The organism is Streptomyces sp. NPDC047061 (assembly GCF_040643955.1).
Taxonomy (GTDB): Bacteria; Actinomycetota; Actinomycetes; order Streptomycetales; family Streptomycetaceae; genus Streptomyces.
Window position 1 is genome coordinate 66,886 of record NZ_JBEYVI010000048.1, and the last position, 24,209, is coordinate 91,094.

15 protein-coding genes and 1 pseudogene are annotated in these 24,209 nt (G+C 69.0%); 7 read left to right on the top strand and 9 right to left on the bottom strand.

Annotation, left to right across the window (positions count from 1 at the left end; genetic code table 11):
* Positions 1-32 precede the first annotated feature (32 nt).
* Together ABZ887_RS43185 and ABZ887_RS43190 are read right to left on the bottom strand one after the other, a co-directional pair.
* Positions 33-1,502: a HAMP domain-containing sensor histidine kinase gene (locus ABZ887_RS43185; protein WP_361303166.1), complete on the bottom strand. Its 1,470-nt coding sequence runs from the start codon at positions 1,500-1,502 to the stop codon at positions 33-35.
* Positions 1,489-2,169: a response regulator transcription factor gene (locus ABZ887_RS43190; protein ID WP_361303169.1), complete on the bottom strand. Its 681-nt coding sequence runs from the start codon at positions 2,167-2,169 to the stop codon at positions 1,489-1,491. Before ABZ887_RS43190 ends, ABZ887_RS43185 begins: the two co-directional genes overlap by 14 nt.
* 128 nt (positions 2,170-2,297) lie before the next feature.
* On the opposite strand from ABZ887_RS43190, the gene ABZ887_RS43195 reads away from it, so the two are divergent.
* Entirely contained in the window at positions 2,298-3,851 is a 1,554-nt protein-coding gene (locus tag ABZ887_RS43195; RefSeq protein WP_361303172.1) for a glycosyltransferase family 39 protein, read from the top strand.
* Here ABZ887_RS43195 and ABZ887_RS43200 read toward each other — a convergent pair.
* Together ABZ887_RS43200 and ABZ887_RS43205 are read right to left on the bottom strand one after the other, a co-directional pair.
* Complete coding sequence (locus ABZ887_RS43200; protein WP_361303175.1) at positions 3,772-4,113, bottom strand: hypothetical protein; 342 nt, start codon at positions 4,111-4,113, stop codon at positions 3,772-3,774. The genes ABZ887_RS43195 and ABZ887_RS43200 overlap by 80 nt on opposite strands.
* Before the next feature lie 395 nt (positions 4,114-4,508).
* Positions 4,509-7,883, bottom strand: coding sequence for an FG-GAP-like repeat-containing protein (locus tag ABZ887_RS43205; protein WP_361303178.1), 3,375 nt, complete (start codon positions 7,881-7,883; stop codon positions 4,509-4,511).
* 764 nt (positions 7,884-8,647) lie between these two features.
* Between ABZ887_RS43205 and ABZ887_RS43210 the strand changes: the two genes are divergently transcribed.
* Positions 8,648-16,057, top strand: coding sequence for a ricin-type beta-trefoil lectin domain protein (locus ABZ887_RS43210; protein ID WP_361303181.1), 7,410 nt, complete (start codon positions 8,648-8,650; stop codon positions 16,055-16,057).
* Complete coding sequence (locus tag ABZ887_RS43215; RefSeq protein ID WP_361303184.1) at positions 16,054-16,374, top strand: hypothetical protein; 321 nt, start codon at positions 16,054-16,056, stop codon at positions 16,372-16,374. The genes ABZ887_RS43210 and ABZ887_RS43215 overlap by 4 nt, the downstream gene beginning before the upstream one ends.
* Positions 16,375-16,525: 151 nt before the next feature.
* On the opposite strand, the gene ABZ887_RS43220 is transcribed toward ABZ887_RS43215, so the two are convergent.
* Genes ABZ887_RS43220 through ABZ887_RS43230 form a run of 3 tightly spaced genes read right to left on the bottom strand, consistent with a single transcriptional unit; the run spans position 16,526 to position 19,712 of the window.
* A complete protein-coding gene (locus ABZ887_RS43220) occupies positions 16,526-17,788 on the bottom strand; it encodes a site-specific integrase (RefSeq protein ID WP_361303187.1) in 1,263 nt (420 codons plus the stop codon).
* Positions 17,788-17,979 (bottom strand): helix-turn-helix domain-containing protein, encoded by a 192-nt coding sequence (locus ABZ887_RS43225; RefSeq protein ID WP_155058002.1) that lies wholly within the window; start codon positions 17,977-17,979, stop codon positions 17,788-17,790. The genes ABZ887_RS43220 and ABZ887_RS43225 overlap by 1 nt, the downstream gene beginning before the upstream one ends.
* Positions 17,976-19,712, bottom strand: a complete 1,737-nt coding sequence (locus tag ABZ887_RS43230) for a replication initiator (RefSeq protein WP_361303191.1) — start codon at positions 19,710-19,712, stop codon at positions 17,976-17,978. Before ABZ887_RS43230 ends, ABZ887_RS43225 begins: the two co-directional genes overlap by 4 nt.
* 364 nt (positions 19,713-20,076) lie before the next feature.
* Between ABZ887_RS43230 and ABZ887_RS43235 the strand changes: the two genes are divergently transcribed.
* A complete protein-coding gene (locus tag ABZ887_RS43235) occupies positions 20,077-20,466 on the top strand; it encodes a winged helix-turn-helix domain-containing protein (protein ID WP_361303194.1) in 390 nt (129 codons plus the stop codon).
* A 916-nt stretch (positions 20,467-21,382) separates the two neighbouring features.
* Here the strand turns inward: ABZ887_RS43235 and ABZ887_RS43240 are convergent.
* Positions 21,383-21,736 carry a hypothetical protein gene (locus ABZ887_RS43240; RefSeq protein WP_361303197.1) on the bottom strand — a complete coding sequence of 118 codons (354 nt, stop codon included), beginning with the start codon at positions 21,734-21,736 and terminating at the stop codon, positions 21,383-21,385.
* The gene (locus ABZ887_RS43245) at positions 21,733-22,296 is read right to left on the bottom strand and encodes a hypothetical protein (RefSeq protein ID WP_361303200.1); all 564 of its coding nucleotides are present in this window, start codon (positions 22,294-22,296) and stop codon (positions 21,733-21,735) included. The genes ABZ887_RS43240 and ABZ887_RS43245 overlap by 4 nt, the downstream gene beginning before the upstream one ends.
* Positions 22,297-22,457: 161 nt before the next feature.
* Here ABZ887_RS43245 and ABZ887_RS43250 point away from each other — a divergent pair, with 161 nt between their 5' ends.
* From ABZ887_RS43250 to ABZ887_RS43260, 3 genes and pseudogenes are all read left to right on the top strand, one after another.
* A complete protein-coding gene (locus ABZ887_RS43250; protein WP_361303203.1) occupies positions 22,458-22,835 on the top strand; it encodes a hypothetical protein in 378 nt (125 codons plus the stop codon).
* A 3-nt stretch (positions 22,836-22,838) separates the two neighbouring features.
* On the top strand, positions 22,839-23,261 hold the full coding sequence (locus ABZ887_RS43255; RefSeq protein WP_361303206.1) for a DUF4259 domain-containing protein: 423 nt from the start codon (positions 22,839-22,841) through the stop codon (positions 23,259-23,261).
* 188 nt (positions 23,262-23,449) lie between these two features.
* Positions 23,450-24,108: pseudogene (locus ABZ887_RS43260) on the top strand (IS5 family transposase); the annotation flags it as partial.
* Positions 24,109-24,209 lie beyond the last annotated feature (101 nt).

Here is a 24,209-nt window from a genome sequence, read left to right on the forward strand (position 1 = left end):
GCGTTGCCCGGCACCAGCCGGAGGCCGGTTCGTCAGGGCCCGGCCGGGGCGGGGGCTCGGGGAAGGCGTAGCTCGAAGCATGCGCCGAGGGTGCGGGGGGTGAGGGTGAGGGTGCCGCGGTGGCGGTGGGCCAGGTCGCGGGCGATGGCGAGGCCCAGGCCGGTGCCGCCGCGGTCGCGGGAGCGGGCGTCGTCGAGCCGGACGAAGCGTTCGAAGATGCGCTCGGCGTCCTCGGCGGGCACGCCCGGTCCGTCGTCGTGCACCGTGAGGACGATCCAGGCGTCCTGGTTGCGGACGGTGATCTGGATGCGGTGTGCGGCGTGCCGGGCGGCGTTGTCGACGAGGTTGCGCAGGAGCCGTTCGTATTCGTTGGGGTCTCCCTGCGCGTGTGCGGGGGCGGTGCTGTCGCAGGTGAGGGTCAACGGCCCATCGGCGAGCGGGTATTGCTCGGTCAGCCGGGAGGCGAGGGCCGTCAGGTCGACGAGCTCGGGGCCGGCTGCGGGGGTGCGGGTGTCGAGGCGGGCCAGGAGCAGCAGGTCTTCGGTGAGGGCCTGGAGGCGGCGGGTCTGCCGTGCCGCGGTGGTGGCCGCGGCGGGCCAGTCGGTGCGTTCCGGGTAGGCGAGCGCGACCTCCAGGCTGGCCAGCAGGGTGGTGAGGGGGCTGCGCAGTTCGTGGGCGGCGTCCGCGACGAAGCGGCGTTGCCGGGCGGCCGCGTCGTCGAGGCGTTGGAGGGTGGTGTTGATGGTGGTGGCCAGGGCGGTGATCTCGTGTCCCGTGGCGGGTACGGTGACGCGCTCGCGGGGGTCGTGCGCGGTGACCGAGGCGGTGAGGACGCGGATGGCCTCGACCGGCCGCAGCGCGACGCGGACGGCGAAGTAGGTGGCGGCGGCGATCAGTACGAGGCCGACGAGCCCGGCGCGCAGCAGCAGGTGGTCGGTGGTCGTGGCGATGGCCTCGGCGGTGTTGGGGAGCACCACCACGTAGACCCGCAGCGCGGCGTCGGCGGTGACGCCCAGAGCGGCGGCTTCGGCGCTGCTCAGTTCACCGGCCCGGATGTCGGCCGTCACGACCTGATGGGTCCCGCCGGCCACGGAGAGCTTGTCACTGGGGTCGTAGCCGGGGTTCGCGGGCAGGCGGACGGTGGTGATGATCTCGGCCCGCAGGGCTTTCGGCGGGGCGGGCATCACGTGGTGGGTGCCGGGATCGAAGTCGTCCATGCCTCCGCCGTAGGCGACAGCGGTGCGCCGGCCGGTGGCGACGACCTCGTACGGCACCGTACTGGTGGAGTCGGGGACGACACCCTCGCGCAACTGATCGCAGAGGGACCAGAGTTGTTCCTTCGCCTGGTCTTCGGCGATCTGCGTGCTCCGGTGGTAGAGATCGTGGTGCAGCCACCAGCCGATGCCGAGCAGGATGACGGCGGCGGTCGAGGCGGCGGCCAGCGCCGTGCGGGCCCGTACCGAACGCGGCCAACAGCGGTGTCGCGGCTCAGTCGCGGTCACGGTCGTCCACCAGCCGGTAGCCGGAACCCCGTACGGTCTGCAGGGACTGCCGGTCGAACGCGGCGTCGACCTTCTTGCGCAGCGCGCTGACGCGCGCCTCCACCAGGTTGGGATCCCATGCCTCGTCGGGCCACGCGTGATACAGCAGATCCGCTTTGGAGACCGCCTGGCCCGCCCGGCGGGCCAGCAGTTCGAGGACGGCGAACTCCCGGGGGGTGAGGTCCACCCGGGTCCCGGCCCGGCGGCAGATCCGGCCGGCGACGTCCAGCGAGAGGTCGCCCACGGCAAGGACGGGCGGGGCGACCGTGGCGGCTCGTCTGACCAGGGCCCGCAGCCGTGCGACGAGCACCAGGTAGGAGAAGGGTTTGGCCAGGTAGTCGTCGGCCCCCGTGTCCAGGGCCTCGGCCTGGTCCCACTCCCCGTCCTTGGCGGTGAGTACCAGGATGGGGGTCGCGTTGCCCTCCCGGCGCAGCTGGGCGCAGACCTTGTAGCCGTTGAGTCCGGGCAGCATCAAGTCCAGTACGACGAGGGCGTATTCGCCGGTCCGGGCCATCCACAGTCCCTGCCTGCCGTCATGGGCGAGGTCCACGCTGTAGCCCTCGGCGGTCAGACCGGTGTGCAGGGTCCGGGCCAGGTCCACCTCGTCTTCGACCACCAGGATGCGCATGCGGTGCAGCCTCGCACAGCGCCGGCCCGCCTTCCTGATCGGCCGGTCAGGTCGGGTCAGCGTCCGGTCAACGAGGTCCCGGCACGGTGACGGAGTTTCCTCGCCCCTGCTGAAAGGCCCTGTCGCCGATGTCCGTTGCTGCACGCGTCCCCACCGTGGCCGGGGCGGTTTCCCCTCCCGTACCCGCCCGTCCTCGACCATCGCCGGGCCCGGCCCGAGTCGTCGTCGTCATCGCACCCCTGTCGCTGAGCCTCGCTCTCGGGCTCTGGGGTATCCGCAGGCAGAACACCATGTGGGGGGACGAGGCCGTCACCTTTCAACTCGCGCACCGCGATCTTTCGCAGATATGGCACACCGCCCGGCATGTCGATCTGGTCCATGCCCTCTACTACGCCGTGATGCACGAGATCTTCGGTCTCTTCGGCGGCGGGCTGCTGGCGCTGCGGCTGCCGTCCGTGCTGGCGATGTCCGTGGCGGCGAGCGGAGTCGGGCTGCTGGGGCTGCGCCTGGCGGGACCCCGTGCCGGGCTGCCGGCCGGGCTGGTGTTCGCGCTCCTTCCCCAGGTGCAGAAGTACGCCCAGGAAGGCCGCTCGTACGCCATGGTCTGCGCCCTGGTCACCTGGGCCACGTATGCGCTCGTGGCCGGCGTCTCGCATCGCACCCGGTGGCGGTGGGCGGTCTATGGCTCCACCATGCTGCTGGCCTGTCTGCTCCATGAGTTCGCGGTCCTCGCCCTGGTCGCACACGGCGTCACCCTGGTCGTCTCCCGTGTTCCACGATCGGTGCTGAGGGCGTGGAGTGTGGCTGCCGCGGGCGTTGTGGCCGGGCTGTCGCCGCTGGCGATCCGCAGTGCGGGGCAGTCGGAGCAGGTGTCCTGGATCAGCGGACCGGTGCGGCTTCCCTATTTCCTGGTCGCGGCGGTCGTGGGCGTGCTGTGTGCCCGGGCGCCCCTGGGGACGAGGAGGCCCGTGCGGCTTTCCGCGCTGGCGGTGCCGATTCTCGTGCTGCCGGGCCTTCTGCTGCTGATCGCCTCACTGGCCAAGCCCCTTTTCGTCGACCGGTACGTGCTCTACGGCAACATCGGGATCGCCTTGCTGCTGGGCGCCTGGCTGGATCACTCCCACCGGCTGCGGCGGTCTTCCCGCACCGCGTGGATCGCGGCGGTCGTCGTACTGGCCGCGCTCGTCCCGTCGAGCCTTGCGCTGCGGACGCCCCAGAGCCGGAGCAATGACGTCACCGCCATCGCTGCCGCCGTACGCAGGGAAGGCCGTTCCGGCGACGGGCTGCTCTATCTCTCCGGCCAGTACCGGGCCTGGACCGCGGCCAACCCCGAGGACACCCGTTCTCTGACCGATCTCGCCCTGGCACAGGACCCCGTTTCGTCGAACACGCTTGCAGGTGTCGAGCTCCCCGCGCAGGAAATCGCGGCACGCATGCTGGAATTCGACCGGATCGTCGCGGTCCGCGCCCCGGCGGGTGCGCACGTGCCGACCGACCCGCGGGAGGAAGCGAAGACAAGCACCCTGCGGCGCCACTTCCGCGCGTACCGGACAACCCATGTCAACGGGGCGCGAGTCACCGTCTATGTCCGGGACGGCCGCTTCAGAGAGGCTTGCCCAGGCGGATCCGGGTGTCGCAGCCGAGATCCTGGTGGTGTGTGGTGGAGCCCTGCCGGTACGTGAAGCGGCAGTCGGTCAGGTCCCCGTGCACGGCTGCGGTCACTTTGACCCGGGCCTCGTAGTAGAGGTCCGACTGGCTGTGCGCCGCGACCCGGATCGGACCGACCTCGACGTCGTCCGTGGCGGCGACGGGTGACGACCCGATGAGGTAACCGCCGGAGCCGGCACTGTCCTCCACCCGGTAACCCGTGACGCGCAGCCCGGCCGGCACGTGGACGATCTCCGCGTCGAGGACGGTGAGCGGCTTCCCCGTTTTGTTCGCCAACGGCGGCATGGCCACCCAGTACTCGTCGCCGACCTGGGCGTGGTCGTACCCGGCGACCCCGGACGCTTGCGAACTGCCGTCCAGAGCCGTGTCCCCGCCGCCGGAGCACGAGCTGAGGAGGCCGACCGTCAGGAGGGCGAACAGGGCCCGTCTTCGGCGGCTCGCCGTCGCGCGGGGGCTGCCGGAGGACGGCCGTGGAGACCCCCCTCCCGGCCGGCACCGAACGGCAGCCTGGCTCTCCGGGCCTCCTCCCCCGCAGCACCGGGGCAACCGTGCGTTCGGCCTGGCCACGGATCAGGGCGGCTTGCCGCAGGGCGACATCGTCACCTCGGGGAACCGGTGCGCCCCGTCGGATGTCTCCGGCGGGGCGCGGCTGCCTTCTTCGTCGTGTCCGGTCAGCCGATGGCGAGTTTGCCGCCCCAGCCGCTGCTGACCACGGTGGTGTAGGCGCCGACGGCGGAGGTGCCGCCGCTGTACATCCGCACGGAGCCGTCGTTCATGACGGCCCACATGTCGGGGATGCCGTCGTGGTTGGCGTCGGGTGTGCCGAGCAGGAGGCGGACGCCGGCGGTGGTCCAGCCGGAGGCGGCGTAGGTGGTGTCCTTGCCGTTGAGCGAGTTGCCGGCGGTGGCGAGGGAGTCGAGAGCGGTGCCGCCACCGCTCTTGGGTTTGCCGTAGCGCAGGGTCAGTTGTCCGGTGGACAGGGTGCGCAGGACGAGGTCGACGGCGCCGTCGTTGTTGTGGTCGCCGACGGAGACCAGGTCGCGGTCGGGCCAGACGGTGCCGCCGTTCTGCAGGACGGCGCTGGTGAAGGCGCCTCCGGTGTAGCCGAGGAAGGCCCAGTAGTGGTTGCCCTCGGTGGCGAGCAGGTCGGGGCGGCCGTCGCCGTCGATGTCGCCGGCGGCGAGGATCTGGTCGAGGGCGGCGGGGTCGGGCGCGCCCTGGGGGAGGAGTATCTCGGTGCGTTTGGTGACGTCGAAGCTGCCGTAGCCGTCGCCCGGGTAGAGGTAGAGCTTTCCGTCGGGCATGCGGGCCACCATGTCCTGGAGGCCGTCGCCGGGCATGAAGTCGCCGTTGTGGGTGAGCAGGGCGCCGGTCCAGTAGTCGTCCGGGTACGCGGAGTTGGTCTCGATGAGGCCGTCCTGGTCGTAGGCGGCGCGGTTGTACGAGTAGATGTCACCCACGCTGCTCGCGGGATACACCCGCAGGTCCTTGTACTGGTCGACGACGATGACATCGGGCCAGGCGTCGCCGGTCAGGTCGCCGGGGCCGTCGGCGTCGTCGCGGGGCGTGACGTAGAAGAGGTACTTGGTCGGTGCTGACGGGTTGCCCGCCGAGTCGACGGCACGTACGTAGAACACGTTGGGGCCGGCGTGGTGGGGTTTGAGGGACACGGTGACGCTGCCGCCGGAGGCAGAGGGGCTGCTGCTGCCGCCGTAGCTGGTGGAGTCGAAGGAGAACTCGTATCTGACGGTGTCGGTGGATCCGTTGGCGCCGAGTGTGAAACCGCCCGCGGTGCCGTAGGCAACAGTGCTCCAGAGGGCGCCGGTGCCGTCGTCCTCGGGGAACTGGGTGGAAGTGACCTTGGGGGAGTTGGGCTTGGTGGTGTCGTAGACGAATCCGCAGTTGTCGCTGCCTGCCGGGGCGTAGGTGGAGGCGGCGCCGGTGGAGTCGATGGCGCGCACCCGCCACCAGTAGGTCTTGCCGTTGGCGAACTTCCCGACTGTGGCAGTGACGCTGGCGTGCCCGTTCGCGTCGACGGTCTGGTTGCCGTCGACGATCTTGCTGCTGCTGCCGTCCTGCCAGACTTCGAAGTCGAGGTACTTCAGGTCACCGTCGGGGTCGCTGGCGGTGGCGGCGAAGGTCAGGTCCGACTTGCCGACCGAGGACTCACCGCTGACGTCGCAATTCGGGCCGGGGCTCATGGTCAGGTGGGTGGGTTCTTTGGGCTTGCGGTTGTAAGTGATCTTCAGATAGGGCGAGTTGCTGCTGCTGGCCTCGAACTTCTTCCACGGGTCGGGGTGGCTCTCGTCGGCTGCCTGCAGGCCCAGGGTGACGTAGCCCCAGCCGTTGTCGGCGGCGTCCTGGCCGAGAGAGGTGGCGGTGAACTTCACCCAGTCGTCGGCGCAGCCGCTGTTGTAGCCGTTGGCGACGGTCTGGGCGTCGATCTGGGCGATCCAGGAGGGCTGGTTGTTCCAGGTGGTGGAGGAACTGATGCTGCTGGTGTGCCACAGCTGGACGCTGCGGGGGGAGCAGGACCAGGAGTAGGTCTCCAGGCCGTAGAAGTACGCGGAGGAGACATGGGCGCCTTTGAGCGCGCTGGACAGGGCGAGCTGGAAGAAGGAACGGGACAGGCCCGCGGTGGTGGACTCGTAGCCGACGCGGGCGGTGTCGGTGCCGTCGTTGAAGTTGGTGCCGTTCCAGAAACTGGAGCCGGGGTGTGGCTGGTAGGCCGTGGTCCAGTTGTTCGTGGGGCCGCTGAAGGAGGGGTCGATGAAGACCGGGTAGACGGTGGAGCCGGCGGTCAGCAGCCTGGTGTCCGGCTTGACGGTGAGGGTGCCGCCGTCGGTGAGGGTGATGCCGGCGAGCGCGTCATGGGTGCCGGGCTGGGGACCGGCCAGGCCGTCGAGGGCGAGCACGGACGCGCTGTCCTCGCCCGTCGAGGTGAAGGACGCCGGCCGCGCGAGAGGTGCGGTGCCGCCGGTCCTGTAGGCGGCCGGGCTGGGCTCGTCCTCCTGTGGCGCGGCGGTGTCGTCGCTCCAGTCGGGTTGGTCGGGGGTGCCACCGACGTCCTCGGGTTCTTCCGAGGGGTCCACGTCGGGGCCGGCCTCGGGAGTTGGGGTCTCGGTGGGCCGGGGTGGCTGGGGGTCGTCGCCCTGGGTGACGGCGGGTTTGCCGGCGGAGTCCCACATGTAGGGGGTGGGGGAGGCGGCAACCTCGTCGCTGTCCGCGTCCTCGGCGTGGACGACGTGGGTGACGGGATCGAGGGTGAAGGTCAGGTCGGGTGAGGTCAGGCCGTAGGAGAGGGAGGCGAGTTCGGGGTCTGCGGCGGCTTCGGCGTTCTTCACGATCAGCACGTGGGAGAAGCCGGAGTCGCGGGCGGTCAGCAGCAGGTCGACGCCGGGCAGGACCTCCTGGTAGAGCGCGCGGGCGCCGTCGATGACCGGCGCGGGCAGGGAGCCCGGCCAGGTCAGGGTGAGCTGGTGACCGCCGGTGGTGAAGGTGACCAGATCCGTTGACGCCACGTCCTGGGCCGCGGTGAGGGCGGCCGGATTCGTTGACGCCGCGTCTTGGACCGTGGTGAGGGCGGCAGGCCGGATGGCGGTTCGGTTCTCGGAGCGGGTGGCCCGTTCGCCGCGGCTGCCGGCGGAGAAGACGACGGGGTTGTTGACGGCTTCGGGGGCCCAGCCGCCGTCCTTGGTGCGGTGCAGGTCGGTGTCGATCGCCCGCCACACCCCGTCGACCTTGGCACGGAACGGCACGGCGCGGGTCTCGAGTTGGAAACTGCCGTCGGGACGCGCGTAGGTGGTGCTGCTCGCGTCCCGCAACGCGGTGACCTCCACCGACCGGCCGGTGGCGCGGGCCTTGTCGGCGGCGGTGGCCTCGTCGAGCAGTTTCGCGGCGTCGGCCGGCGTGTCACCGGCCCGGGAGGCGTCGGCGTGATGCAGGACCGGCAGTTGCGTCAGGCCGAGCCCGGCGGCCACGGCGGCGGCCACCAGCACGGTGGCCCGCCGCCTGCGCCGGGGCAGGCGGAGCCATTGTCTGTCCACGAAAACGTCTTCCCTCCCCGTAAAACCGGCCTCGAACCGGGAGTCGTCGCCTCTCGTTGGACCGGAATTAACCCTCTGTTCATCCGTGCCCCCCATTCGGCGCTGCCGAATTCTCCATACGGGCATGAACGCGCCAGCAGATCATGCCCCATCGATGTGTCGGGTGCCAGCGTGAATTTGAACTCTGCTGCCGTCATGGACGTAAAAGGGATAGCTGCCGGTCCTCGTGGAGGCCGTGTGGATGCTTCGCATGGTCCGGCAATCCCATGACCACGGAAAGCGACGTCGCGGATGGGTGTCTGTGCAGGTAGAGCCACTCATGCTGCACTCGATTGTCGAGGATCACCGGATTCACATATGTGTGGGCGTGATGCGCATTATGAGTTTTGCGTTGTCAAAATATGCCAAAAATCGGGAAGCCTGAATTTGCACCAAATTCGAGTGTGACGGGCATCACATCTGCTTAAAATTTGTTTGACGGGTGATGTTTTCCGGCAGAGGATCCGTCGGTATTTCGTGTCGTCTTCGGGGTGGGGTGCGCGGCCTTCTCTCGCGTGTTTCCTGCCGGCTGCCTGGGGGGCTGTTCGGTGTTTGGTTCGCTGTCGTGGTCCGGCCGTGGTTCGCTGCCGGGTACCGCAGGGGCGCGTCGGCGGGTGCGCCGGAGGCGGCTCGGCGCTGGGGCGGTGCTCGCGGGCGCGTTGCTGGTGGGGTTGCTGCCGGCCCAGGCGGCCGCACTTCCGTCGCCGGGCGGCAACCGTGCCGATGTGGATCTGATCGACCTGCCCGCCGAAGACACCGCGGCCGACGCCGACACCGGGGTACTGGACGATCTGGCCGGTGAGGCCACGGTGCCGCCGGTGGAGTACGAGCCGGCCCACACCACCGCTCCGAGTGGTGGCACGGCGGATGTCAGCCTGTCAGATCCCGCGGCCGGGAACCTGCAGCAGGTGGGTTCACTGCCCGTACTGCTGGGTGCTCCGGCCGATGCCACGCCCGAGGAGGCCTCCGCGCTGGACGGCACCTGGCAGGTGAAGGTGGCCGACCCCACGCAGACGTCCACCGCCGAGGTGGACGGAACACTGCTGACGTTGACTCCGCCGACCACGGCCTCCGACGCCTCGGTCGATGTGGCCCTGGACTACTCCGACTTCGAGCAGCTGTACAGCGCGGACTGGGCCGACCGGATGCAGTTCGTCACGTATCCCGAGTGCTTCCTGACCACGCCACTGGACGAGGCGTGCAACCAGGCCACCCCGCTGGCCACCGACAACGACGACGACACCGGCCAGATCAGGGCCACCGTCGATGTCGCCGCCGCCTCCGCCGCCTCGGCCACGGTCGACCAGGCCTCGCTGTCCGGTGACGACAGCTCGACGAGCGAGTCGGCCGTCTACCACCCGGACACGTCGAAGAGCGGGGCGCTGAAGGCGCTGCTGCCGCAGGCGGGCACCTCGGGCAGCGGGTCCGTCGTGCTGGCCGCGACAGACTCCGGCTCCGGCGCGAAGGGCGACTACACGGCCACGCCGCTGGCGGCCTCGGGCACCTGGAGTGCCGGGGGATCGTCGGGAGCGTTCACCTGGTCGCAGCCGGTGACAGTGCCCCCGGTCCCGGCAGGCCCCGCACCGGACGTCGCGTTCGGCTACAACTCGCAGGTCGTCGACGGGCGGACCTCGGCCACCAACAACCAGGCCTCGTGGATCGGGGACGGCTGGGACTACCAGCCCGGCTCGATCGAACGCACCTACCGCACCTGCCGCGACGACACCGACGGCGATGCGAACAACGCCTCCCACAAGACGTCGGACCTGTGCTGGGGTTCGTACAACGCCGTTCTCTCCCTGGGCGGTTCCACGACCGAGCTGGTGGTGAATGCCAGTACCTGCCCGGACGGAAACCTGGACGCCCCGAGCTGCGACTGGGTGACGGCCAACGGCGACGGCTCCAGAGTCGAGCGGATCAAGGACACCAGCAAGGGCAACGGGGACAAGGACGGAGAGTACTGGCGGGTCACCACCCGGGACGGAACCCAGTACTACTTCGGCCTCAACAAGCTGCCCGGCTGGAGCAGCGACGATGACACCACCGACTCGGTGCTGACCGTGCCGGTGGCCGGCAACCAGTCCGGCGAGCCCTGCCACGACAGTGACTTCGCGTCCTCGTTCTGCGCCCAGGCCTGGCGGTGGAACCTGGACTACGTCGTGGACGTCCACGGCAACGCCATGTCGCTGTGGTGGGACAAGGAGTCCAACTACTACGGCAAGAACGAGAAGTACACCCAGCCGGTCTCCTACAACCGCGGCGGCTACCTGAAGCGCATCGACTACGGCCAGCGCTCCAACACCCTGTTCACCGCCGACCCGATCGCCCGGGTGTCCTTCACCGTCGACGAGCGCTGCTTCGACGAGGCCGAGACCGGCCTGACCTGCACCGACGACGCGTTCACCTCGCAGGACTACGGCCGGTACCGGCTGTGGTACGACACCCCGGCCAACCTGTACTGCTCCGGCGCCGCGGGCAAGCGCTGCTCCGTGGGCGCGCCGACGTTCTGGTCCCGCGAGCGACTGTCGTCGGTGACCACCTACGCGCAGCGCACCCAGGGCTCCACGACGCTCTCGAAGGTCGACAAGTACCTGCTGACCCAGACCTTCCCCCGCACACTGACCGACACCGCCCCGCCACTGTGGCTGGAGTCGATCCAGCGCACCGGCTACGCGGTGGACGGGACCGCGCAGAAGCTGAACGCGGTCGAGTTCTCCCACAACAACCAGGCCATGCCCAACCGGGTCATCACGGGGGCATCCGATCCGCGGCCGGCGTTCGACCGGCTGCGGATCCGCCGGGTGGTCACCGAGTACGGCGGTGAGATCGACGTCGACTACTCGGACCCGTGCCCCGCCATGGCCACCTCCGCCCACCCGAAACCGGAGGAGAACGGGACCCGCTGCTACCCGGTGTACTGGAGCCCGGACCCCGACCAGGAGACGATCGACTGGTTCAACAAGTACGTCGTCACCTCCATCACCCAGAAACCCCGCGTCGACGGCGTCCCCGACCTGGTCACCGAATACCAGTACCCCACCGACGGGGCCGCCTGGGCGAAGAACCAGACCGAGTTCAGCAAGAAGACCACCCGCACCTACGACCAGTGGCGCGGCTACGCACAGGTCACGGTCCTGACCGGGAAGAACGACGCCGCGACCGGGATCGTGCGGGGCAAGAGCGTGACCCGGTACTTCCGCGGCATGGACGGGGACCCGCTGCCCGGCGGCGGCACCCGCTCGGTGACGGTCAAGGACTCCACCGGCGCCGACATTGCCACCGACAAGCCCGCCTTCCAGGGCATGACCGCCGAGTCCCTCACCTACACCCAGGCCAACGACGACGGCACCGGAGGCAGCGTCGCCTCCCGCACCGTCTCCTCTCCCTCGGCTCATCTGCTGGCCACCCGCCCCCGCACCGACGTGCCCGACCTGAAGGCGTACCGCACTCAGGTCGACCAGAGCATCAAGGTCACCCCTGCCAGCGGCACCAACCCCGACGACAACCGCACTTCGCGAACAGTGAAGACCACCACCCTGTACGACGACACCTACGGGCTGCCGTACCAGGTGGAAACCGTCGCGGACACCGGCAGGACCGGCGACAGAACGACCACCTGCGCTCAGACCTCCTACCTGCACAACACCAGCGCCTGGCTGATCGGCCTGACCCAGCAGACCAAGACCACCGCAGGCACCTGCGCCCAGGCCGCCACCGCCACCGGCGACGAGGTCATCTCCGCCTCCCGCACCGCCTACGACAACCAGACCTACGGCACCGCTCCGACGAAGGGCGAGGCCACCAGCGTCTGGGGTCCGGACGGCCCGGGCACGGGCTGGATCCGTACGAGCAAGACCAGCTACGACGACTACGGACGCGTCAAGACGGTCGAGGACGCCGCGGGCCACATCGGCACGACGGACTACAACCCCTCGTCGGGACAGGTGTTCTCCACCACCGCCACCAACAACACCCTCGGCTTCACCTCCACCAACACGGTCGAGCCGGGCCGCGGCAGCCCAGTGAAGTCCGAGGACACCAACAAGCACGTGGTCACCCAGGCCTACGACGCCCTCGGCCGGACCACGGCGGTGTGGACGGCCTCGCAGAACCCGGCCACGGACGACCCCTCCAAGACGTTCGCCTACGACATCACCATCGGCAAGCCGGTCGCCGTCACCACCTCCACACTCCGCGACGACGGCACCTACGCGCACACGGTGACCCTCTACGACGGCCTCGGCCGGCCGCGTCAGTCGCAGACCGACGCCGTAGGCGGCGGGCGCATCGTCACCGACACCCTCTACAACGCGGCCGGCACCGTCCGCCGCACCAACAACGGCTACTACGCCGCCGGTGCACCGTCCACGGCGCCGTTCGAGCTGAAATCGGACTTCGACGTTCCCAGCGCCACGGTCACCACCTACGACGGGCAGAGCCGGCCGTTGACCGTCACTCCCTATGAAGCCGGGACCTCGAAGACCCTCAAACGCACCACCTACGCCTACGACAAGGACGTCACCACTGTCGTCCCCCCGGTGGGTTCTCCGGCGACCCGCACCTTCACCGACGTGCTCCAGCGCACCGTACGCATCGACCAGTTCACCGACGCGTTGCACGCCTCGCACACGTCCACCACGTACGGCTACGACCCGCGGGGCGATCGGGTCTCGGCAACCGACACCGAGGGCAACACCTGGACCTGGAACTACGACGCCCGCGGCCGGCAGACCCAGGCAGTGGACCCGGATACCGGCACCACCACCACGACCTACGACGACCTGGACCACAAGCTCACCACCACCGACGATCGCGGCATCACCGTGTGGACCGGCTACGACGCGCTCGGCCGCACCACCGAGCAGCGCCTGGACGACGACCAGGGCGACCTGCTGACCAAGTTCACCTACGACACCATCCCGGGCGCGAAGGGACAGCCGGTCTCGGCGACCCGCTACAACGACGGCGTCCCGATCACCACCACGGTCACCGGCTACGACGCGGAGTACCGGCCCACGGGGAAGAACATCACCATCCCCTTCAGCCTCACCACCACGGCAACCACGGGCCTGGACGCCACCTACTCCTACTCCTACACCTACACGAAGACGGGACTGCAGCAGTCGGTCACGACCCCGGCCGTCGGCGGTCTGTCCCAGGAGAAGGTGATCACCCGCTACAACGCCGACGGCCTGCCGACCTCCACCTCCGGTCTCGACTGGTACACCGCCGAAACCAGCTACAGCCCCTACGGCGAGGTCCTGCGCACGGTCACCGGCGAGATGCCCAACCGGGTATGGACCACGAACCTGTTCGACGAGAACACCGGCCAGCTCGACCGCACCGTCACCGACCGGGAAACCGCCGCCCCCAACCGCGTCAACGACCGCTACTACACCTACGACAACGTCGGCAACGTCACCCAGCTCAAAGACACCGACGGCGCGGGTTCCACCGACCGGCAGTGCTTCACCTACGACGCACTCGGTCAACTCCACGAGGCGTGGACCTCACCCAACGAAGGCTGCACCGCGGCAGGACAGACGATCGCCGCCCCGGTCTACACGGACACCACCGGCAAGGTCACGGCGACCAACGTCACCAGTGCCAACGACGGCTACTGGCAGACGTACACCTACGACACGCTGGGCAACCGCAAACGCCTGACCGAACACGACCCGTCCGTCACCGTGAAAGACGGCCAAGTCGACGCCACCGACGACACCACCACCGACTACGCGTACGGCAACGACACAGGTGGCCAGCCGCACACCCTGACCGGCATCACCACCGACACCACGACCATCGACACAGCCGCCGACCTCACCTACGACAAGACCGGCAACACGGAGACCCGCACCTACGGCGGCGACACCCAGGCCCTGGACTGGACCTGGGACGGCAAGGTCAAGACCGTCTCCGGCTTCGGCAAGGCCGGCAGCGGCCAGCTCATCGGCCTCGACGGCAAGTGCCTGGACCTGCAGAGCGCGAACACCGCCGACAGGACTCCGCTGCAGATCTACACCTGCAACGGCACCAAGGCCCAGAACTTCCGCCTCGACACGCAGACCGGCGCCCTGACCGTACTCGGCAAGTGCGCCATGCCCACCGGCGGCGCCACCACTGACGGCACCCCTGTCACCCTGGCCTCCTGCACCGGTAACGCCGACCAGAAGTGGACCGTCACCAACGGGACCCTCAAGCACGCCGCCTCCGGAAAATGCCTCGACATCCCCGGCGGCGACAGCACCGACGGCACCGACCTGCAGATCACCACCTGCAACGGCAACGCGGCCCAGAAGTGGGCCTTCTCCGACCAGACCAGCTACCTCTACGACGCCGACGGCAACCGCATCATCGCCGCCACCACCAGCGCCCACACCCTCTACCTGCCCGACACCGAACTGTCCACCGACGCAGGCGGTGACGTCGCCTACTGCCAGCGCTACTACGGCCAGGCCGGCGCCCCCACCGTGATGCGCCACACCGACGGCGGGACGAGCAGCACACTGACCGCGCTCGCCGCGGACCAGCAGGGCACCGCCGTCGCCGCCATCGCCCTCACCACCGGACAGGCCGTCCAACGCCAGAAGACGGACCCCTTCGGCGTTCCCCGCGGCACCGCGGACGGCCGCTGGCAGTCCCACCGCGGCTACCTCGGCGGCACCGACGACACCACCACCGGCCTCACCCACCTCGGCGCCCGCGAATACGACCCCGACACCGGCCACTTCATCAGCGCGGACCCCGTCCTGGACATCGCCGACCCGCTCCAGATGAACGGCTACGCCTACGCCGGCAACAACCCCGTCACCAAGAGCGATCCCACGGGTCTGTTCACTCCGATCTCCAACACCGGCGGAACCGCCTCAAGCAGTTCAGACGGCATGTGTCCGAGCCTCCGGAACCCCAACTGCCCGGAATACGACGGCAGCGACGGCGGCGTCGATGTCGGCGGAAACGGCAATACGAGCAGCACTGGCCAGGGAAGCGGCAGCGGTCATAAAGGCGGCGGTGGCCTCCTGGGCTGGCTCGGTGACGTCGGCAAGACCATCTACCACGAGACGAAGAACACCGGCATCGCGCTCGTCACCACTCCGATCCAGCAAATCGTCACCGACAAACGATGCATCACGTCCGGCGACGACTGCATGGCCATGCTCACCCAGCTGGTCTACAGCTCCAACCCGGCCGCTGCCGCCGCAGCGGCGGCGACGTCCCGCGGCGCGGAGATAGCGGGTGACTACGCGCACGGCCGAAGCGCCGAAGGCACCGGAAAGCTGATCTTCGACCTGGCGTTGCTCGTCGGAACGCGAGGCGCGGGCGCGGAGGTCGAGGGTGAAGTCGCCGCAACCAGAATCAAACCCCCGCGTGGCTGCAGCTTCACCCCCGCCACCCCGGTGCTGATGGCCGACGGCAAGACCAAACCCATCGGCGACATCAAGACCGGAGACAAGGTCGAGGCCGCCGACCCCGAAACCGGCAAACACCAGGGGCCCCGCAAGGTCGCCGCCACCCTCATCAACCACGACTACGACCTCATCGACCTCCGCATCCGGCGCACCGACGGAACCACGGAGACCCTCCACACCAACGCCAAGCACCCCTTCTGGGACGACACCCTCGACACCTGGGTCCCCGCCGGCCAACTCCGCCCAGGCCACGCCCTCAGCACCGCCCTCGGCTCCCACGTCTACGTCGCAGCCATCACCAGACTCCCTGGCGACCGCGACATGTACAACCTCACTGTCGAGGACCTCCACACGTACTATGTGCTGGCGGGGGCTACGCCGGTCCTGGTTCACAATTGCAACACCACCGTGGGTCGATGGATGTCGGAAGATGAGTATCAAGCGATGAGCGACACGGGGAAGGTGCAAGCGGGAAGTGGCGGAACTTCCACGTACGTAGCGCATCCCGCTAACTCTGATGCCTACCGGAAGCAGGCTGCGCCAGGGTCGATCTACGCGGAGTTCGATGTGCCGTGTTCCTGCCTGAAGCCTGCTGGTGAACCCGGGTGGGCTCAGATACCCGGACCGCAGCATCCGATTTACGCGAAACTCAATGCCAAGCGTGGCCTTCCGCCGCCGGAAATGCCTTCATTCGAGAACCTCAGGATTGTAGACAGAAAATGAATGAAGCTCTGCCTGACCTGCTCAGGGTGAGAATCCATGAGTCTCGTCCACGGTTGGAAGGAGCAGGAATTACGCTTGAGGTGTTCGATTCCGCAGAGCGTGCGGAGAAGAAGTCCTTCGGGGTCTATGTAGAGAAAGAGGGAAGGGGGTTCTACCTGACAGTCTGGAATTCAGGCGAGGTTCAGATATCGACTATCGACTATGAGGTCGACCCCTCTCCCTGCGAGAAGTACTTGTCCGACATGCATGCCGACCAGTTGAGGACTGAGTTCGAGAAGCTAGTTGATTGGGTCTCTGGGAGCAGTGGCCAGAGCTGAAGTAGTTCAGTCTCGATCACAGCTGGGCATGTGATGGCATACGCGAAGCCCCGCCGGGATCGGCGGGGCTTCTGCGTGGTGGTGACGGCAGTAGTTGACGGCAACGTCAGCGGACGCGGGCTGCGCAGGGTGGCGGTTCATCGCCGTCGGATCACGCCGTCTCGGTGTTCTCCGGGCTGCCCAGCACGGTGCCGAGGGTGTCGATGGCCTGCCGCTGGAGGCGGAGTCGGACGTGGGCGTAGACGGTGGCGGTGACGCCGATGTGGGCGTGACCGAGGAGTTCCTTGATGACGACGAGTTCGACGCCTTGCTCCAGGAGCAGGGTCGCGGTCGAGTGCCGGAGGTCGTGGAAGCGGATGCGGCGGAGGCCGGCCTTGCGGAGGAGTGTGGTGAAGGTGCGGGTGAGGTTGGTCGGGTCGATCGGCCTGCCCTGGGGAGTGGTGAAGACGTGCCCGTTGTGCTGCCACGTGGTGCCTGCGGCCTCACGCTCGTGCTGCTGCTGTTCGTGGTGGTGCTTCAGCGACCGGAGGCAGCGGGCGGGGAGGGCGATGCGGCGCTCGGAGGCCCTGGTCTTGGTGGGCAGTGTGGTGAGCCCGCCTGCGCTGGTGCGCTGAAGGGTGCGACGGATTGCGGCGGTGCCCGAGTCGAGGCCGAGGTCTTCCCAGTGCAAGCCGAGGAGTTCGCCCTTGCGGAGTCCGGTGTGGAGGGCGAGTTCGAACAGTGCGTGCAACCGGTGTCCGCGCGTGGCCGTGAGGAACTGGCGGGCCTCGTCGGCGGTGAGGGGTTCGAAGCGGCGGGGTCGGGGCGTGCCGGTGCGGACGTTGCGGGCGACGTTTCGCGGGATCTCTTCCTCGCGGACGGCGTGCTCCAGGGAGGACTTGAGCACGGAGTGGATGTACGTGAGCGTCAGTGGGGAGAGCCGCTTGGAGCAGCATGCTCCGGCGGCGCAGCAGCGGGGCTGATCGCGGTCGGCGTCGATGCCGCGTGCGCAGCACTGGCAGGTGGTGCGGAGCTGGTTGAGCCAGGTGCGGACGTCCTTGGCGGTGATCTTGGTGAGCCTCTTCTTGCCCAGGCCGGGGATCAGGTACTGGTCGACGCAGGCGGCGTATCGCGTGTGGGTGTTCTCGCGAAGGTGGTGGACGGCGACGTTCTCCAGCCAGTACGTCAGGTACGCAGCCACGCTGCCCTGAGCGGAAGAGACGGGGAGGCCGCGGTTGCTGGCTGCGATCTTCTCGGTGAGCTTGGCCAGGGCTTCCTTGCGGGTGATGCCGTAGACGCGGACCCGCTTGCGGGTGTTCCCGGGGGCGAGGACGTATCCGGCGGCTTCCCAGTGGCTGTCCTTGCGCTGGTAGACGGTTCCGTCGCCGTTGGCGCGGGTGCGGCGGGAGGCGGGGGTGTCGCGGGGCGTGGTCATCAGGCGGCGGCTTCCTGTTCGAGTCGGGTGGTGATGAGGGAGTCGAGCGCGGGGGCGGGGATGCGGCGGGCGCGGCCGAGGGTGATCGAGGGGAGTTGTCGGGTGCGGATGAGGTCGTAGACGGCGGTGCGGCCGAGTTGGAGGCGTTCCATGACCTGGGGGACGGTGAGGAGTTCCGTGCCGGCGGTCACGCGACGCCCTTTGCCCGGACAGCACTGGTCAGCCGACCGGTGGAGTGACCGACCGGGTGACCGGCGCGGTCGCCGGCGCGGTCACTGGATCGCTTCGAGCGCCGGGTGTGGGTCGGTTGCTCGGGTCGGGTCTGCCGTGTTGCGGTCAGGAGGTCGGCGAGGTGTTCGAGTTCGGGCAGGAGGCCGGTTCCGGCGTATTGCCAGTGGGAGATGACCAGCGTGGTGTCCGAGTCCACGCGTTGACCGGCGCTGTTGCGGTGACCGGGACGGTGACCGGCGGCCGGGTCGGTGGAGTGCTGGGCCTGGTCACCGATCGGACTGCCGCCTGTCTGACCGGCCTGCATCTCAGCCGACGCTGGGGTCTGGGTGTCGGGTCGGCCGGTTCGCCAGGCGGTGCGTTCGGCTCGGAGGTGGGCGAGGGTGGTGGAGTAGTGGCGGGTGCGGGTGGAGAAGTGGCCTCGGAAGCCGAGCATGTGCGCCCATTGACGCAGGCGGAGGTGGGCGTGCCGGCGTTTGGTGGCGAGGTGCCAGGCGGTGTGGATCATGCGGCGGGCGTGGTCGGTGATGTCGTGGGTGGCGAGTTCGGCGAGGAGTCGGAGGCGGCGGTCGAGGGTGCCGGTAGTGGTCTCGGCGCCTTTGGTGGCGTACTTGGCGATGTAGGCGGCGACGTGCCGGTCGGTGACCGGGCCGTCTCCGGTGAAGTCGGTGCCGCGGATCGCGCGGACGTCGATCTGCCGCCCGAACCGGAACACCAACCGCCCTGCCCGGTCTGAGTCTTGGGGCGGGGCCGCGTGGGCGTCCCCGGTGGGCTGTGGTTGCTTCGGCGGTTCGCCGTCGTGGTGGACGCGGGTGCGTGTGGCGGCGGCGCGGACGGCGTGGTCGAGGAGCCCGGTGGTGGCCCAGGCGGGTGGGGTGCTGGTGGGGCCGGTGGGTCCGTCGAGGCGGATGACGGCGTGGAAGTGGACCTGGCCGCGCTTCTGGTACTCGGCGACCTTGGCGTAGGAGAGCGTGGCGTGGTGGCGCAGGTCCCGCTGCGTGAGGCCCGCCGCCTTGGCGATCTCGCGTCGTAGGTGGGTGGTGAAGCGTGCCCACAGGGCCGGGGCGTGCGCGTTCCACAGGACCGCGCCGGTGTAGTCGTAGCGGTCGGGGTTGAGCGGCGTGCCGAGGAGCGGGTCGTCGTCGGGGTGGGCGTGGCCGCAGTGGCAGCGGCCGGTGTCGGGTTGGTTGTGGACAGGCCCGAAGCCGGGGGCGGGGAGGGTGGCGAACACGCGCGGGTGCGCGGCGACGCTGGTGGGGACGGTTTTGCCGCCGCGGAGTCCGGCGGCGATGAGTTGGTAGGTGTCGTAGCGGTAGACGGTGGAGCAGGCGGGGCAGCGGGTGGCGCGGCGGTTGCCGCAGCGGACCAGCAGTTCGCCCGCCGGGAGTCGGCCGGAGTCGAGGTGGTCGAGGATCTCGCCGGTCGCGCTGTCGAGGCGGGTGCGGTGGCCGGTGAGGCGGATCGGGTGCGCGCAGCCGCCGAGTCCGGCTATCTGGTGTGCGAGGGGTGCGAGTTGGCCGGTGGCGGCGAGCTTCGCCAGCTTGGCGGTGAGCCGGGCGCGGCGCTCCAGCGTCGACCGCCCTGCTGCCGCAGAGGCGGTGGCGTCCGCCGGGCAGGTCGGCGTCGTGAACGCCGCCGGCGGATGCGAAGCGGCTGGAACGGTCGCGGGGTACGGGAGTTGGAGCTGTGCGGGCATGCGGGAAGGGGCCTTTCGGCGGGAGCGCGGAAGCAGTACGGCGCGGTGTGGCGTGAGCAGGCCGAAGTGATCGGCTCACAGGGGAACGGGGCGCCTCGAAGTTGGGCGCGGGGGCCGGACCAGTGGGGTCTGGTCGGCGGGGCGCGGTGGTGATCACCGGCGGGTGCGTGACGTTAACATCGCCTCACCGGCGCATTCAAGTGCATCCCTCCTGATTCCTTTCTGGTGGGTGACGGGGACGCGGGTAGTGTGAGGCCGGTTTCCCGGTTTGGACGGGCCGGATTGTGCTGGTAGAGGGCATGGAAAGCGGGGGTGGCCGGGCGTGGTGGTGGGGCGGCGCGGGCGCAGGCCGGCAGGTGGCGGGGTGCCGCTGACGTTCGAGGTGATCGCCGAGGCCCTGCGTGAGCGGATCCGCTCCGGCGGGCTGAAGCCCGGGGATCCGCTGCCGACGCAGGCCGTGCTGATGCGGCAGTTCGGGGCCTCCAGCCTGACCGTGCAGAAGGCCATGACCGTGCTCAAGCAGGAGGGGTGGGCGGTCTCCCGTCCCGGCAAGGGCGCCTACGTCGCCCACCACAACCACGCCGCCGACGACGCCGATGACCTCGACGACCCCGAGGTGACCACACCCGCCGGCGGGACGACGGGCCGCGTCGAGGCGTTGGAACGTGCGCTGGCCGACGCCGTTCAGCAGATCGCCGACCTTCGTGGCCGCGTCGAGGCCCTGGAGTCAGGCGGCGGCGAGCACGACCGCTGACCCGCCGTAGGAGTGGCCCGGGGCGTGCGTTCAGATTTTCTCTACGAGGTTCAAGGCGGGCCCCGCCCGCTGGTGCGGGCCGCCATCGCCGGCAAGCCCCGCCGTCGGGCGAGCAGCCGACGCTCGCGCCGAGTGTCGACGGGCGGCCGGACCCAGGCGCGAGCTGGGCCCAACCTGGTGCCACCAGGCGCAAGTTGTGGGCGTGCAGCTCTCGCGCTTCGCACAGCAAGTTGTCGCCGACGACCGTCCTACGGCCGGATCGCAGGCACAGGGCCGACCAGGGGGCCGACCCTCACCTTCCGCCGCTGGGCTCACCGAGGGCGGTGGCCGGCGACGCCTCCGGCGGGGAGCGAAGCTCCCGACGCCCCGCCGTCGGCCGATCCCTCCCCGCCCGGCCTCCGGGTATCCGACCACTGCCGTCCAGTCGCGGCCAGCCCGCGGCAGTTCCCCACGGACGCACATCGAGCCGGGCGCCGGCCGCCTCGCGGATCTGGCGACTGCCTGATGCCGGGCTGTCCAGAACCTTGCTGCTGGCGCGTCGCAAGTTGTTTCGTTGGATATCCCAACGGGCTATCCAACGGGAAGAGGGCCGCCCCAGGGGCCGGCCCTCAACGTGCGTCGCCGGGCTCACCGTCGGGCGGGTAGCTGGCGTCTCCTCCGGCAGGGGAGCGGAGCTCCCGGCCGTCGTCGGCCGGCCCCTCCCGCCCCGGCCCCTGCGCCGCCGCACTGGCCGACACGCGAGCCCCGCCCGCACACCGACTAGGGCCGCCCCGGCGGTTGACCGCCGAGCCGCCGAGAGCCCCGGACCGCCCACCTGCCCGGGTCGGGGCCCGGATCGGGCAGGTCACCGGCCCAAGATCGGGCCAATACCCGCGCGGATCGTGGACAGGGCAGGTGGGCAGGAGGTGAAGGGCGATCAGTCGGTGGCTTTCGGGTGTCCGGTGCCTGCGTAGGTGATCCAGGCGGTGCGGTTGGCGTCGTCGACGAGGTACCAGATGCGGCCGCCGCCGGTGACCTCGTACTGCCAGCGCTCCAGCGTCTGCCCCTTCCAGACTGTGGAGCCGAGTTTGCCCTTGATGCGGTGGTGGCGCTCGGGGTCATCGGTGGCGCGCGGGGCGGATCGGATCTTGTCAAAGGCGCGACGGAGATTGCCTGCGGCGTGGCGGGAGAGGTGGTCCCAGCCGTTGGCCGCCTCCGTGTTGGCGAAGCGCAGGTCGAATTCGTCGCCGACCGGAGGAGGGGCCGCGCGGTCACCGCGCTTGGGGCTCACTCGGCGGTCTCGTCTTCGGGCATGGGGACAGAGCCGAGGTCGCCGTCGGGCTCGCGGGTGAGGACGGCGTGCAGGGCGGGGTCGGCATAGATCTCGGCACTGTGCCGCCACTGGGCCAACAGCAGAGCGATGGGAGTCAAGTTCTCCAGCGCTGCAGCCCCACGGGCGGTGTCCACCAGCTCGGCGAGCATCGCCTCGACGTCGTCCTCGGGGAGGAAGACCGACCAAGGCAGAGCATCAGGCAGGGCCTGGCGCAGCGCGGCGGTGTTCTCGGTGCGGACCAGCCCGGCGAGCAGGCGGGCGGTGAAGTCGACCACGGTGGAGTCCTGCTCCAGCTGGTCGGCGCGAATGAGCGCCAGGTCGCCCGCGTCGCGTCGGCGCAGGCGCAGGGCGCGGACCGCGTCCAGGCGCCGGGCGGTGGCCGCGGGGTGGTGGAGCAGCTCGCTGAAGGGCACGTCCTCGTAGGCCGTCGTCATGACATCCACAGTAGCTCGGATGTCCTGGCTCGGGTAGCGGATGGCGGTCGGGGCGCTGCTCGGCATGAAGATGATCGCGATCACTGCTGTGTGATCCGAGCGGCAACAGGTCTGCACCTCTGACGGCAACGCTGACGGCAACCGGACCCGACACCACCGCACTTCCACGGACATCAGCGAACCGGCGAATCGCCGTTGACCTGCGAAAACGCAGGTAGAGAGGGTGCGCGTAGCACACGTACTATGTGCTGGCGGGGGCTACGCCGGTCCTGGTTCACAACTGCGATCCGGTCAAGGATTTCGGCGTTCCAAACACTCCAGGCGTCTACACGATTCACCTGAAGGGCGGCGAGAAATATGTCGGCATGTCGACCACAAATATTCAGGATCGTGTGGCGGCTTCAGTCAAACCCGGCCATGCGGTGACAAGTGCCGGCTACTCGTGTGCAGATATATGCAACGTAACTTGGATGCGGCTTCCTGTTGGTGTCAAGTCTGTTACGGCGCGTCGAGTGGAACAGTCGGTGATGGAGGGATTGAAGATTCGTGGCGTGTCTCTTGTCAATCGGCGAGATCCTGAGTTTGATGTGAGTGGTCTCGGTGACCAATTCAACTGGAGGTAGGGTATGGGCACCTGGGGCGCTGGGCTTCTGGACAGTGACAGTGCGCAAGACTTCCTCGACCAGGCGAACGGGATGCCTGTTGAGGCGCGATCCACCATGGTAGAGGAAATTCTGGTCCGCGTTGCGGAAGACCCATCTGTCGTAAACCGAGAATTCGTTCCTGAGGAAGTCGTCGCAGCCGTGGCGGTAGTCGCGGCAACCGCCGCGAGGGCGCGCGAATTCGAATGGATGAATAACGAGGCCCTGGTTGAGGTCGCAGGCGAGATGGACCCGCAGAATCACTTGCGTGATGCTGCAATTTCGGCCTTGAGTGCTGTGACAGGAAGTGGTAATTCCTCTCTGCTCTCGGGCTGGAAGAACGAGGATGACCGTCGCTCGATGGAACGGCAGCTCGATGAGATCAGGAGCGTCCTCAGAGACAGCTAGCAGAGAGCCCGCTAGGTGATTTCTGCCAGTTAGCTATTGTTGAGTGAGAAGCCCCGCTGGCTGCAATCTCGCATGAGGGTTCGTCAATTTACTCACGCCCCTTTCTGCTCGCTGACAGCGGCTAACACAATGAGGTGGATCAGTCCTGGCTGCCGTGTCCGGGACGGGAGTTGAGCGTTCGGTCCGGTGTGGGGAAGTCGCCGTGGATCGTGTCGGATGAACTGTGGGACCGTCTGGAGCCGCTGCTGCCGCAGCGTGAGCGCAGGTTCCGGTATCCAGGTCGCAAGCCGTTGCCGGACCGGGCGGTGCTGTGCGGGATCTTGTACGTACTGCACACCGGGATCCAGTGGGAGTACCTGCCCAGGGACCTGGGCTTCGGATCGGGCATGACGTGCTGGCGCAGGCTGCGGGACTGGAACGAGGCCGGCGTGTGGCAGCGGTTGCACGAGGTCCTGCTGGCCGAACTGAACGCGGCCGCGCGTCTGGACTGGTCCCGCTGCGTGGTCGACTCCTCGCACGTCAGGGCGCTAAAAGGGGGCAGCACACGGGCCCGTCGCCGGTCGACCGGGGGCGGGCCGGCTCCAAGCATCACTTGATCACCGACGGACACGGCACCCCGCTCGCGGTCCTGCTGACCGGCGGCAACCGCAACGACGTCACCCAGCTCATGCCCCTGCTCGACGCGATCCCGCCGGTCCGCGGCCGGGTTGGTCATCCTCGCCGCAAGCCGGACTCGCTGTTCGCCGACCGCGGCTACGACCACGACATCTACCGCGACCAGGTCCGCGCCCGCGGCATCGTGCCCGCGATCGCCCGCCGCGGCACCCTGCACGGCACCGGACTGGGCACCTACCCAGGGTCCCGGCAAAGTCGTTCTGTAGCCCTGTGACGTGGGATTTTGCGGGGTGGAAGAGGTGCGCGGGTGTGGTCCGGTCCGATTGGATGGAG